The 13319-nt window shown below is 42.6% G+C and carries 10 protein-coding genes; 8 read left to right on the forward strand and 2 right to left on the reverse strand.

Annotated features, from left to right (window positions below; translation table 11 throughout):
• Window positions 1-22: 22 nt before the first annotated feature.
• Complete coding sequence (gene serB / locus L2740_RS07825) at window positions 23-1030, forward strand: phosphoserine phosphatase SerB (RefSeq protein WP_248949481.1); 1008 nt, start codon at window positions 23-25, stop codon at window positions 1028-1030.
• Window positions 1031-1450: 420 nt separating this feature from the next.
• Window positions 1451-2359 (forward strand): alpha/beta fold hydrolase, encoded by a 909-nt coding sequence (locus L2740_RS07830; RefSeq protein ID WP_248949482.1) that lies wholly within the window; start codon window positions 1451-1453, stop codon window positions 2357-2359.
• A gap of 66 nt (window positions 2360-2425) precedes the next feature.
• Here L2740_RS07830 and L2740_RS07835 read toward each other — a convergent pair whose 3' ends face one another.
• Complete coding sequence (locus L2740_RS07835) at window positions 2426-3037, reverse strand: response regulator transcription factor (protein ID WP_248949483.1); 612 nt, start codon at window positions 3035-3037, stop codon at window positions 2426-2428.
• Between the two features lie 243 nt (window positions 3038-3280).
• Here L2740_RS07835 and L2740_RS07840 point away from each other — a divergent pair, with 243 nt between their 5' ends.
• The 5 genes from L2740_RS07840 (at window position 3281) to L2740_RS07860 (ending at window position 11317) form a co-directional block, all read left to right on the forward strand.
• The gene (locus L2740_RS07840; RefSeq protein WP_248949484.1) at window positions 3281-5068 is read left to right on the forward strand and encodes a sensor histidine kinase; all 1788 of its coding nucleotides are present in this window, start codon (window positions 3281-3283) and stop codon (window positions 5066-5068) included.
• Window positions 5069-5441: 373 nt separating this feature from the next.
• Window positions 5442-7718, forward strand: a complete 2277-nt coding sequence (gene phsA / locus L2740_RS07845) for a thiosulfate reductase PhsA (protein ID WP_248949485.1) — start codon at window positions 5442-5444, stop codon at window positions 7716-7718.
• Between the two features lie 12 nt (window positions 7719-7730).
• A complete protein-coding gene (locus L2740_RS07850; RefSeq protein WP_248949486.1) occupies window positions 7731-8303 on the forward strand; it encodes a 4Fe-4S dicluster domain-containing protein in 573 nt (190 codons plus the stop codon).
• Complete coding sequence (nrfD, locus tag L2740_RS07855) at window positions 8300-9247, forward strand: NrfD/PsrC family molybdoenzyme membrane anchor subunit (RefSeq protein WP_248949487.1); 948 nt, start codon at window positions 8300-8302, stop codon at window positions 9245-9247. Before L2740_RS07850 ends, nrfD begins: the two co-directional genes overlap by 4 nt.
• Window positions 9248-9481: 234 nt before the next feature.
• Entirely contained in the window at window positions 9482-11317 is a 1836-nt protein-coding gene (locus tag L2740_RS07860) for a DUF3413 domain-containing protein (protein ID WP_248949488.1), read from the forward strand.
• A 232-nt stretch (window positions 11318-11549) separates the two neighbouring features.
• On the opposite strand, the gene L2740_RS07865 is transcribed toward L2740_RS07860, so the two are convergent.
• Window positions 11550-12281 carry a DedA family protein gene (locus tag L2740_RS07865; protein ID WP_248949489.1) on the reverse strand — a complete coding sequence of 244 codons (732 nt, stop codon included), beginning with the start codon at window positions 12279-12281 and terminating at the stop codon, window positions 11550-11552.
• 444 nt (window positions 12282-12725) lie between these two features.
• On the opposite strand from L2740_RS07865, the gene L2740_RS07870 reads away from it, so the two are divergent.
• On the forward strand, window positions 12726-13175 hold the full coding sequence (locus L2740_RS07870) for a DUF2127 domain-containing protein (RefSeq protein ID WP_248949490.1): 450 nt from the start codon (window positions 12726-12728) through the stop codon (window positions 13173-13175).
• Window positions 13176-13319: the final 144 nt, after the last annotated feature.

The following is a 13319-nucleotide window of genomic DNA, read 5'->3' on the forward strand; positions in this document are numbered from 1 at the left end:
GGTAGCTGGAGAGTCATAACTAATGGAAAGTTCGAGTCAATCTGCTGTTTTTACTTGGTTAACCACCGAAAGTAGCATGTCTTTTATAGCAGGGAAACAAAGATTTTCTCGTCATAACGAAACCGAGTACCCAGTCGGTTTCTCACGTTATCGAGTCGTATTTTTAGCGAAACAAGATTGTGATGAGAATCAACAAATCGTCGATATTCAAGCGGTTTGTAACTGGCTAACGACATTAAGTACCGACTTAAGTTTGGCTGTTATTGATCGTCATTGCGATTTGAGCTGTATTGAAGTTTGCAGCGAGGGCGCATTATCGCAAGCGCAACTGTCTCAACTAGATAAGCTAACGACTGTTGAGTTATTTGAAGTCGCTCCTAATGTACCGCAAATCAATACTCCAGGCTTATTAGTCATGGATATGGACTCAACAGCCATTGAAATCGAGTGTATCGATGAGCTGGCTGTTATGGCGGGAGTTGGTGCTGCTGTTGCTGAAGTGACCGAGCTTGCGATGCAAGGCGAGCTCGATTTTGAACAAAGTTTACGTGCCCGTGTGGCTAAGCTTGAAGGGGCTGATGCGCAAATCATCGAAACGCTATGTGCTAAGCTACCGCTAATGCCAGGCCTTAAAGAGATGATTGCTGAGCTCAAAAGCCATGGCTGGCGAACCGTTGTCGCTTCTGGTGGCTTTACGCCATTTGTGAATCATCTTAAACAGCTATTATCTCTTGATGCTGCGTTTGCAAATGAGCTGGACATTGCTGATGGTAAGTTACTTGGCACTGTTTCAGGCCAAGTAGTAGATGCGCAATTTAAAGCTGACACCGTAGTTAGCTGTGCAGCGCAATGGCAAATTGCTGTAGGGCAAAGCGTGGCAATTGGCGATGGTGCCAATGATATTCCAATGATTAAAACTGCTGATTTTGGCATTGCATATCATGCTAAGCCTAAGCTTGCTGAGGCCGCAGATATTAAGATTGATAAGCTAAACTTAAAGGTATTGCCTTATCTGTTTCAGCTGAAATAACGCAAATTGTTATTAGATCGGGGTAACTGGTTGCTGGTTAAGGCCGATTAAACCAAGCGTCTTCAAATAGAAGCTCAGCACCTACCGTGTTGGGCTTTTTTGCTGTAATGGGGCACTAATTTTTGCAGTTGAAATTGAAAGGTTCATTTCAATATCTGTCTAGCTCATCAATTTAACTATGTCTCTCCTGATGTTTATACTGATTGGTATTAATCAAGATAAAAGTCGTTATATTTTAATATTATAGATAATGCTTAGAATGAGCGTTTGTTCTAAAGATTAACTATCAGTTTGATTCATTTAGATATCCAAATTGCTCCGCGTTTTAATCGTACTTGTCCGGCATATTATTAGAGTGTTTGCTCTTGTTTTTGCATTTAGAGTTCAGTAGCGTAACTTAAAAAACAAGAGAGTTTAGCTTTGAATATCCAGCAAAAATCTTACCATATACCCTATAAACACGGCCATTTGCACTTAAGGCAGATAGTGCCTGTACAAGCAGATATGAGTAAGCCGCCAATTTTAATGTTACATGGCGCTATGTCTAATGGACGGGTGTTTTATAGCGACTCAGGTAAAGGCTTAGGCTGTTATTTAGCTGATGCGGGATATGTTGTTTATGTGCTCGATACTCAAGGTCGTGGCTTAAGTGAGCCTAAGTTAGCCCGTGGTTTTAAGTTTGGGCAAGGTGAGGTGATCCGCGAACAATTGCCACTTATTCAACAATACATCCTTTCGTTGCACCCAAAAGCAACAACAGTGCATTGGTGCGCGCATTCTTGGGGAGGCGTGTTGATGGCAAGTGCGCTAGCTCGCTATGAGGATTTACAGCAAAGCGTTGCTTCATTGGTTACCTTTGGAAGCAAGCGAAGGATTGAGGTCAAATCATTGCAAAAATGGCTAACGGTGGATCTCGTGTGGAACAACATCGCGCCTTTTATCGCTTGGAAAAGTGGTTATTTGCCTGCAGATAAACTGAAAATGGGCATGGATAATGAGTCTCGTTCATCGCTTAGGCAAACGATTGAGTGGGTGCGCGGCCAATGGGTAGATAGTGATGATGGCTTTGATTATGGCTACGCTGCCAAACAGGCTAATTGGCCTAAGTCTTGGTTTATAGCCGGTAAGGGCGACAAGGTGCTTGGTAACCCTGCTGATGTTGAGCGCATGATAAAAGAGTGCCACATTCAGCAGGTTGATTACACTTTATTATCTAAAAAGCAGGGTTTTAGACATGACTATGATCATGGCGGCATGTTAACCCATAAAGATGCCGTAGAAGATCACTTCCCAAGAGTCAGAGACTGGTATCGGAGCTTCAACGGCTAGGTTTAGTTGAATAGTTGGACTTATAATCTTGCTTTATTTAACAGTTACAAATGCTCGCAGCTAACATTACTCATTGTGGTGAGCCAATAAGGGGGCGAGTTTTACCAGTTCTGCAAGGTTACTGACGCCCAGTTTAGTCATTAATTTTGAGCGGTGTACTTCAATGGTGCGGATAGCAACGCATAGCTCATTCGCCATCTGCTTATTGGTGTTTCCCGCAATCACTAGCTCAAAGATCTGCGTTTCTCGTTCAGACAAATTATTAATCAAAGCTTGGTTAGTCAGTTTCCAATGTTGGCGGCTGCTGTACTCTAGTCCTTTAGCAATTGATTGCGATAAAAGTTTGCCTTGCACTGGCTTTTGAAAGAAGTCGAACGCGCCGTTCTTAAAAGCGTCCACAGCCATAGGCACATCACCATGGCCAGTCAAGAAAATAACTGATAATGGGCTTTTAGCTTGAGTGAGCAGTTGCTGCACTTGAGGGCCTGTTAAGCCCGGCATACGCGCATCTAAAATAACGCATCCAGCTTGGCTTAAATCAACAGATGCAAGAAAACTGTCACCACTGTTGAAACAATTAAGTTGATAACCATAGCCATCCATCAGGAAGCTAATCGAGTCGACAATCGCTTCATCGTCATCGACTAAATACACTGGACCTTTAATTAGTTGTTCCACAACACACCTTTATTTTAGCAATGCTTAAATGATTGATATCCCAGTTTGGATCAATTAGCGAACTATTTTTCATAAAGCATGAATTGGGTCACGTAGCTAACTCTGCTGCCTAGCGTAAGCTATTGCTAATCAATCTGCTTAAAATTTATTACAGCACTTTAGTGGTTTTTTATATTTGATATAGGGCTGATAAAACCTATGTTGCATCGTGATTTAGCAGACTATTAATTGAGTGTTAAGGGAATGAAATTGCCTAAAATTTTGTTTTGTATCTTAGTATTATTGTTTTCTACCACTGCATGGTCTAAACCAAAGCAGTTTTATGTGGGCGTGCTGGCAAACTGGGGGCACCAACAAGCTGTAGAGCGTTGGACTCCGATGATGCAATACCTTAATGAGCAAGTTCCTGGGGCTGAGTTTCATGTCTATCCGGGCAATTTTGAAGCGCTAAATTTGGCGATGGAGCTTGGGCAAATTCAGTTTATCATCACCAATCCTGGCCAATACTTGTATTTGTCGAACCAATATCCGCTTTCTTGGCTCGCAACAATGCGCTCAAAACGCCATAACGGCACCACATCGGCTATTGGTTCAGCGATTATCGTTAGCGCTAATAGTGATTACCGCACCTTATACGACTTAAAAGGCAAGATAGTTGCTGCCAGCGATCCACATGCTCTTGGTGGTTATCAAGCAACTGTTGGCTTAATGCATAGCTTAGGTATGGATCCTACAACCTTTTTTGGCCAAACCAAATTCCTAGGCTTTCCATTAGATCCACTGCTGTATCAAGTGCGTGATGGCAATGTTGATGCCGCGATAACGCCTTTATGTACGCTAGAGGACATGGTTGCCCGTGGGCTTATTCGCCGTGGCGATTATCGGGTGCTTAACCCTAGTCGACCAGAAGGAATAGAGTGTCAGTGCAGCACTAATCTGTATCCAAATTGGTCGTTTGCGGCTACAGAAAGCGTTGATACCAATTTAACCAAAGCGATTACCCAAGCGCTATTAGATTTAAGTGCCGACAACCCAGCAGCAATTAAGGCGCAGCTCAAGGGCTGGACTTCGCCAATTAGCCAGTTAGCCGTGATAAAGCTGTTTAAAGAGTTACATGTTGCGTCGCCAGATCATAGCCGCTGGGACTCGGTCAAACAGTGGCTTGAAGACAATCGCCACTGGGGGATTTTATCGGTACTTATTTTTGTTATCGCCACTATTTATCATTTATGGATTGAGTATCGCTTTCATCAAAAGAGCGGCTCTTTAATTGAGTCTGAGCGGCAATTGAAGCAGCAAGCGATTGCTCTAGAAAGGCTACAAAGCGCCTCGATAGTCGGTGAAATTGGTGCCGGGCTTGCTCATGAGATTAATCAGCCTATTGCCGCGATTACTAGTTATAGCGAAGCCGGCATAATGCGCCTACAAGGACAAGAAAAAGCTGATGTACAAGCGTGTATTGAGTTACTAGAGAAAATCCATAAGCAGTCGACTCGCGCAGGGGAAGTCGTGCATCGCATTCGAGGATTATTAAAGCGCCGTGAAGCGGTGATGGTTGATGTGAATATTCTCACTTTAGTCGAAGAGAGTATCTCGTTACTACGCCTAGAGCTGGCAAGGCGAGACATTCAAATCAACACCCAAATTAAAGGTGAACCGTTCTTTATTACTGCAGATAGAGTGGGTTTATTGCAAGTGCTGATTAACCTAATTAAAAACAGTGTTGATGCCATTGCCGACTCTGAAAAGGCTCGACTTGGAAAAATTAATATCGAACTCGACTTTAAAGAACAGCAAGTCAACATTTGCATCGTCGACAATGGCCCCGGGCTTGCTATGGAAGCAGATACTTTAATGGCAACTTTTTACACTACTAAAGTTGATGGTTTAGGTTTAGGACTGGCGATTTGTAACGAAGTAATCAAAGAGCATGAAGGTCGATTCACGCTGGCTAATCGCAGTGACGAGATTACAGGCTGCGTGGCAACACTGAGTCTTAAAAAGCGTGGTAGTGAGCAAGCCGTTGTTTAGCTTATAACGTATTGCGCAATAGGGCTTAAGTTAACCATAAGCCACCAGTATATGTGCGGTATTGACTGTTATTAGTCTGCCGCACATTTTGGCTTTTATTGGGGCATAACCTACAAAAAAATCATCTTTTTTACGTTATGTGGTTTACCACAATTTACAGTATTTACTTGCTGTGTTGGCGTAAAAATGAACTGTGAATTGCTTCACAAACAAGCTTACTGCTTAGCAGGTATGTGGTTTACCACAATATTCAAGTTTAGCCTCCTCAATAACAATGATGAAAACCTTAGCAAATAGGTTGATTGCAAATCGCAGTTAATCCAGTGCTTAACATGTCGCTTTGCTAAGGATCATTGTCATTGGGAGATTTAACATGAAACTAGATCGGCGAACCTTCATTAAAGGGGCCGGAGCGGGTACAGCGACTTGCGCATTAGCAACGCTTCCAGGCTCATTGGCTGCCCTTGGACATTCTGAGCTGCAAGGCAGTGCAGAGTCAGTCGCAAGTATTTGTGAAATGTGCTCAACCCGCTGTCCGATCTCAGCTCGAGTGGTGAATGGCAAAAACGTATCGATTTTAGGTAACGCTAACGCTAAATCTTTTGGCGGTGCCGTATGTGCTCGCGGCGGTGCTGGTCACAGCCAACTTTACGATAAGCAACGTATTGTTAAGCCATTAAAGCGTGTTGGTGAACGTGGTGAAGGTAACTGGCAAGAAATTGAGTGGGATGAAGCTTACCGCACCATTGCTGAAAACCTAAACAGAATTAAAACTCAGCACGGTGCAGAAACCGTTGCCTTTTCATCTAAGTCTGGCTCTTTGTCAGGTCACCTATTCCATTTAGCTAAAGCCTTTGGTAGCCCAAATACCTTTACTCACGCATCAACTTGCCCAGGTAGTTATGTGATTGCAGCTAAAGCTATGTTTGGCGGCAAAATTAAGCGCGACTTAAGCAACTCTAAATACATCATCAACTTCGGCCATAACTTGTACGAAGGCATTAACATGTCTGAGACTCGAGGCATGATGAATGCGCAAATGGAAAAGGGCGCTAAGCTAGTAGTATTTGAGCCTCGTTTCTCTATTGTTGCCGATAAAGCTGATGAGTGGTACGCGATTAAGCCAGGTACCGACGTAGCGGTTGCGTTAGCGATTTGTCATACCTTGATTAGCGACGATTTATACGACAAGGACTTCGTGGCGCAATATGTCACTGGTTTTGAAGACTTTGCAAAGGAAGTTAAAGCTTACACGCCTGAATGGGCTGAATCAGTCAGTGACGTGCCTGCAGAAGATATTCGCCGTATTACTCATGAGTACGCCGCCGCAGCACCTCATGCACTAGTGGATTTTGGTCACCGTTCATCGTTTACCACTGAAGAGTTTGAAATGCGCCGCGCACTTTATGCAGCGAACGTGTTAGTGGGTAACATTGAGCGAAAAGGCGGTCTGTACTTCGGTAAAAAGGCATCTAGCTATAACAAGTTTGCTGGCGAAAAAGTTGCGCCAACACTAGCTAAGCCGGGCGTCGATGGCATGCCAAAAATTGATGCCAAGCGTATCGATATGGTTGATGAGCAATATGCGATGACTTGGTCATCAGGTGGTGTTTACCAGACCATTCTCGACTCAACTCTTGATGCTGTACCTTATCAGCTACGTGCATGGGTAATGAGCCGTACCAACCCAATGCAAACCATGACCGACAGAGCGCGTATTGTTGAAACAATGCAAAAGCTCGACTTTATCGTGGCCTGCGATATTTATATCAGTGAATCAGCTGCTTATGCCGATATTTTCTTACCTGAGTCGACTTACCTTGAGCGTGATGAAGAGATCGCTGACAAGTCGAGTAAGAATCCTGCTTACTATGTGCGTCAACGTGTAGTTGAAACCATTGGTGATACCAAGCCAAGCTGGCAGATCTGGAAAGAACTTGCAGATGAGCTGGGCCAAGGCCAGTTCTTCCCATGGGAAAACATGGAAACCCTGCAACTATTCCAAGTGCAACGTGACGTTAACCTACTAAGAAAAATCAAAGACGAAGGCTTTGTTAGCTTTGGTAAGCCTTTGATGCTACGTGAGCGTAGCATGGTGAGAGATTTTGCTGCTGCTTACCCAAGTGCTAAACCACTTGATGAAGATGGCACATACGCCAGCCATTTAAGCTTTAAAACACCGAGTGGCAAGATTGAGCTTAGCTCAGACAAGGTAGAGGAAATGGCACCAGGGCGCGGGGTGATCCGTTACCGCGAAGTGACCATGAAAAAAGCTGATGAGCTGTTTTTCATTCAAGGCAAGGTAGCGGTACACACTAACGCTGCAACTCAAAACGTGCCAATGCTAGCGAACTTGATGTCTGACAACGCCTTGTGGATCCACCCGATCACTGCAGGCCTGTTAAATATCTCTAGTGGCGACAAGATCCGCATCTATAACGATACTGGCAGCGAAGAAGGCCACGCATTAGTGACTCCAGGTATTCGCCCTGACACAGTATTTGCTTATATGGGCTGTGGCTCAAAGAACAAAGAACTTGCTCGTGCAACTGGTAAAGGTGTGCATTGCGGTAACTTACTTCCTCACGTGACTTCTCCGGTGACAGGTATGAACCTGCATACAACCGGCGTTAAAGTTGCCAAGATTTAATCGGAGTTAATTATGACTAAGCGTTATGTTCTAGTGCACGATGAAAACAAGTGCATTGGCTGCCAAGCGTGTAACGTGGCTTGCCGCAGTGAAAACAATGTGCCTGAGTCGGTAACTCGCATTCAAGTGAGAATCGAGGGGCCATACGGCAACTTTCCACATTTACATTTTAAATATAATCGCGTTTCCTGCGAGCAATGTGAAAACGCACCATGCGTTAAGGTGTGCCCAACAGGTGCAGCTTATGTTAACGCAGATGGCATTGTGTCTATCAACGAGAAAAAATGCGTAGGTTGTTTGTACTGCGTTGCTGCTTGTCCTTACAAGGTGCGCTTTATTAACCCAGAGACTCGTGTGCCTGATAAGTGTGACTTCTGTAAAGATACTCGCTTAGCGCGTGGTGAAGAGCCAGCTTGTGTCAGCGTTTGTCCAACTCAAGCGTTAGTGTTTGGTGACGCCAACGACATGAACTCTGAAGTACGTAAAGTGTTAGATACAAAAAATCACTACCAACAAAAGGTAAACCTTGGTACTGAACCAAGAGTCTATCGCATTCCTAGCCGTAAAGGAGGGATCAAAGCATGAACAATATCTGGGGCTCAATGGAGCAATACGATCCGGTAGTATGGAACTGGATCATCGCAGTCTACTTGTTTATGGCGGGTTTATCAGCGGGTTCAATGCTGGTGGCTATTGGTCTTAAATGGTACAAGCAAAGCCGTGGTCAACCTACAGAAGGTTTACCGGTTATTAAGGCGGCAGCGATTATAGGACCTGTTGCAATCAGCTTAGGTATGGCGCTATTGGTATTGGATTTAACCAAGCCATTTGAGTTTTACCATATCTTGCTTAACTACAACCTAACCTCGGTAATGGCGTGGGGTGTAATTGCGCTGCTGGTTTATATTCCGCTGGTATTTGTATTCGCTGCTTTAGTGTTTGAAAAGCTAGTACTACAGTATGCACCTTGGTTAGCAGGCATTCTTAAAGTGTGTCGCCAAGTTGAAAATAGTCTTAATAAACTGATTTTCGCGCTTGGTCTAGGCGTAGGGGTTTACACCGGCTTCTTACTGTCGGCTTTGATTAGCTACCCAATTTTGAACACTGCGGTATTACCGGCATTGTTCTTGGCGTCAGCATTGTCAGTTGGCTCAGCAGGTAACATATTGGTAGCAACCTTGTTCTTTAGCAAAAAGGAATCTGATTGTATCGAGCAAGTGCACCGTATCGAGTATCCAGTAGCTTTTAACGAAGCACTTTGTTTAGTCTTGTTGTTTGTTGGTCTTAACTTCTCAGGCCCTGCAGCGCAGGCTGCTACAGCAGCGATTACAACAGGTACTTGGGCAAGTGTGTTCTGGATTGGTGTTGTCGGCTTAGGTTTAGTTGTGCCAGTACTTGCAAGCACCCTAGCACCTAAAGCATGGCGCCATACTAAAGGCTTTTTAATCACAGTATCGTGCAGCACTATTATTGGTGTGTTAGCGCTGAGACACTTCGTGGTATATGCAGGTCAAAGTTACATTAGCTAACTGTTTCTCATTTATTTCAACCCGGTAATCAGCATAAGCGGCCCATATGGGTCGCTTTTATTTTTCAACGTGTTCACATCTATATCTGCTTTTAGAGCAATTCATATTAATGACTCTATATGAGATATGAATATTAGAGAATATAAATGCGAGCTATCTCACTTATTTGTGGTTTATGAAGGAGTAGACTTCGCGCCTTTTATGGCTTGCGCTATGCAGATTGGAATGGCTTGAATGGTGAAAATAATACCTTTGCGCGCACAAGTGAAATCTCACTTTGTGTTTACATTTATCAATGCGTTGCTGTTTACTGTTATCGCAACTAATTACTTTGATTATCTTCCGCTAAATCTATCTTGGTTTGATTGGTCCTATATTGGCGTTGCTACAGTAGGTCAGATGGGGTTGCTAGCGCTATTGGTAGGGGTTATTAGTTTACCACTAAGTGTGATTAAATCTGTTCGTGTCAGGGTGATATTAACCTCAATTATTTTCAGTGCGGCGTTAATGACTTTGTATGGCGACACGCAAATTTTCGCTCAATACCGTTTTCATATTCAGCCAGTACTTGTCGAGATGGTCTTCTCTGGTGGTATCGTTGAGTTCTCTTTAGTAAACTATTTATTTGCAGCATCATTGATATTACTAGCATTCTTGCTGCAATGCGGGATGTATTGGTTTGTTTTAAAAAGAGGTGCTAACCATATTAAAAACCTGGGGCGACTGACTGTGTTGTCTATCTTTTTAGCCATGTTAGCCACACATGTTACCCACATATGGGCAAGTGCTAATGGGGTTAATTCGATAACCAACTTTAGTCGGTTTTTACCATTATTTTACCCAGCAACAGCCAATAGATTGATGCTGCAATATGGCTTAGTTGATGAAGCACAATTAGCTCAAAATAATAAGTTAAAAGTTGATAAAAATAGTAATCTCGCTTATCCCTTGTCGCCAATTACATATAAGGAGGTTAAACCGACAAATATTTTATTTATCATTATCGACTCTTGGCGTCATGACAGTTTTAGTGAAAAGGTTACACCCAATATTTGGCAGTTTGCGCAACATGGGCAAGTGTTTAATCAACATTATTCAACGGGTAATGCTACGCGCGCTGGTATCTTTGGTTTGTTTTATGGCTTACCGGCGACTTATTGGCATAGCTTCTACCGTAATCGTCAATCGCCAATACTAATGGATAGAATACAACAGTTAGATTATCAGCTAGGGATATTTTCTTCGGCACATCTATTAAAACCTGAGTTTGATGAAACGGTGTTTGTGCATGTTCCCGACTTGAGAGTGCGATCAAAGGCTGATTCTAAAGCTGGTCGCGATATTGAAATTACTCAAGAATGGCTTGAATGGGACAAACATAAAGATCCTTCACGTCCCGCATTTTCGTTCTTATTTTACGATTCACCTCATGGATATGACTTCCCTGCGGATTACCCGAATAAGTTTGAGCCACAAGTCTCGAGAATGGATTACTTGAGTATTAATAATGATACGGACAGGCTGCCAATTCTAAATCGTTACAATACTAGCGTTAACTTTACCGATTCATTAATCAGTAAGGTGCTGAATCAACTTAAGGAATCTGGCGAGCTAGCTAACACCTTGGTAGTTATCACTGGCGATCATGGTCAAGAGATCAACGATAACAAACAGAACTTTTGGGGGCATAATGGTAATTTTACCGACCCTCAAATAAAAGTACCTTTTATGATGTTTGGGGCCGGATTGAAGACTGCAACCAATCAATATTACACAGACCATATGGATCTTGTGCCTACGTTAATGCTGAACTACTTGGGGGCTAATGGGTCTGTAGAAAACTATAGTGCTGGCTACAATCTGTTTGATAGCCATATTGATAGAAGACAATGGCTTATTTTAGCAAGCTATAGTGATTACGCCTTAGTGAACGAAAACAGCATTTTGCATGTTTCCGGTACTCAAGGTGGTTATCAGTATCTCGACCGACATAATCGGCCAAAAGAAAGTAAGCCTGATTTTGTGCAGCTAAATGAAGCATATGCATTGATGCGTCGTTATTTAGAATAATGGTCGCTTGTCAGTAAACACTATACTCAATAGCCGTGATTTGCTTGTTGCTTCTCGCGGCTTTTTATTAAAGTTAGTTAGTCAAAGAGCTTAATTGAAATAAGCTATTTAATGACAATGGAAAATATTCCATATTCGTTTAGTGGCGATACAAACAGGCACTACAAAAAAGCCCTGTTATCAAAACAGGGCTTTAAAGCAAGGGTTAGTACATCACAATAGTTTGCGCTATTTATTCAATAGGCTTTTTAATAATATTTTGCGGTTTAACTAATACGCTTTCTTGAATGATTTCAGCAACAATCGACTTTTTAGCGCGTCTTTTCTTAATGATAAAGCTGCTTAATATACTAATAATCGCAATGGCTAAGGTAACAAATGGTGCAATGATCAGCGCCATAGTCACAAACTTGGCAATATTTTCTGGTAGATAAGATAAGGCGTAACCAAAGCCTAGTAATAAGCCGCTCCAACTCGCTGCACTTAACCAAGCGAAGTAATGGAAATGAGCCACATTTTTAACGTGTAACCCCATCATCAAAGGTAATAGAGGGCGAACAACCGGAATAAAGCGAGCGATAAATAATGCTAATAATCCATGTTTGTTTAATAGCTTATCTACGGTTTTCATGCGCTTTTCGGGCACCGCATCAATCCAGCGTTGGATTTTAGGTAAGCGATGTAACCAGCGGCCTTGAATAAACGCCACCCAGCTCCCCGTCGCACCAGCAACCAATAATGCAATAAACGCTAAAGGTAAGCTAATGATCCCTGCGGCGGCTAAGCTGCCAGAGAGAATGACTACACTATCACAGGGCATTGGCGCAGCGGGAAGAAGCGCACTTTCTAGCCAAATTAAGGTGAAAATACAAAGATAAATCATGGCGGCACTGCCAGGGCTTTGTAATAAAGCAAAATCTTGGTGCCAAAGTGCGGTAATAACTGAGACAAATGAATCTAGCATTGTCGGTGTTCCTAAATGGGCCTAAATCTCAAGCCGTGTGCCTAATGCTTTAGAGGTTTGAGATGAGTACTTAACTGTCGAGCCTGTTTTAGCATTTTAGCGACCAAAATGGGAGTGAGTTTCTCAGATTTATGCGCAAATTGCTTGTGTCAGCACTATACATCAGGATTTGATGAGGCTAATTAACTATTCCCTTTCATTAATAAAAATACATCTTCAGTTCATCAGTCGTTAATCAATGATTGTTGCTTGCTCAAATTTCGAGTTTTCCGAGACCATTTAGTGGTCTGCTGTGTTGGTTTTATAAGCAAAAACAAGTCTGCATTAAAGCTAATTAATAAGCCGCTGAATCTGTTTAAACTGGTTTAAAATAACTAGGCTTAACTTGAATTGGATTTAACGAGTATTTTAGAAAGTTACTCTATAACTAAGTGTAAGAGAATTATGTCGTCAGTGAATAAAGGTCTAAAAGCGGTGTCTATGCTCGAAGCAAGCAAAGGCTTGTTATCTGTATTAGTGATTTTTGAATTACATAAGCTTGCAGGGGGGAATGTACAGCAAGTCATAGAAGCCTTAATTGCTCACTTGCATTTGAATCCAGCTAACCATTTGCTGCAAGACGTTGTGCTTGAGGCGGGCAAAGTGAGTGCGGCTAATATCTATTGGGTGATGGCTGGCGCCAGTCTTTATGCATTGATTCGTTTTGTTGAGGCATACGGACTGTGGCATAGCCTAGTTTGGACCGAGTGGTTTGCGCTATTGAGTGGGGCGATTTACTTACCATTTGAGATCTATGGTCTATTAACTAAGCCGAGTTTATTAACCGCAGCAATATTATGCATTAACCTGTTAGTGGTTGGCTTTATGTATCGAGTGATTAAGCATAAAGTTTGATAGTGCAGCTATGCGTATTGATTTCGACAAGTGTAAATAATTGCGTTACTTATAAGTGAGCAAAGAATATATGGGCGCTGAGCAATAAAATTTGGCTAATTGAGCTTTGCTTGCAAAGGCGTAAATTGTAGTACTGTTAGCGAA

The organism is Shewanella pneumatophori (assembly GCF_023283895.1).
Taxonomy (GTDB): Bacteria; Pseudomonadota; Gammaproteobacteria; order Enterobacterales; family Shewanellaceae; genus Shewanella; species Shewanella pneumatophori.